The sequence below is a fragment of the Bacillus sp. NTK074B genome, from assembly GCF_017303375.1.
Lineage (GTDB): Bacteria > Bacillota > Bacilli > Bacillales > Bacillaceae_B > Rossellomorea.
Map to the genome: position 1 here is coordinate 1 of NZ_JAFKOH010000257.1, position 256 is coordinate 256.

Annotated in this window: 1 protein-coding gene; it reads left to right on the top strand. The window is 62.9% G+C overall.

Annotation, left to right across the window (positions count from 1 at the left end; all coding sequences use genetic code 11):
• Positions 1-29 precede the first annotated feature (29 nt).
• Positions 30-256, top strand: a 227-nt coding sequence (locus JI667_RS22260) for a hypothetical protein (RefSeq protein ID WP_206858703.1), incomplete at its 3' end; no start/stop codon positions are given.

The following is a 256-nucleotide window of genomic DNA, read 5'->3' on the forward strand; positions in this document are numbered from 1 at the left end:
TGTTGTCTTCAGACATGTTAGGTGTGCAAATGAGCCTCAATTCATTATCCAAAACGTATTTGGCCCCCCGGGCGCTGGCCCTCGCGCTGGCGTGCGGCTTCGGCCTTTGGGGCGCCTCCGCGCAGGCTGACGCGCCCAAGCCCGAAGACCTGAACTATGCCGAACAGGTCGCGCAGGACCGGGAGCAGCCGTCGATGGCGCCCGATATCGTCGGCGGTTCGCCCGTCTGGGACTGGCGCTATCGCAACAATTTCCG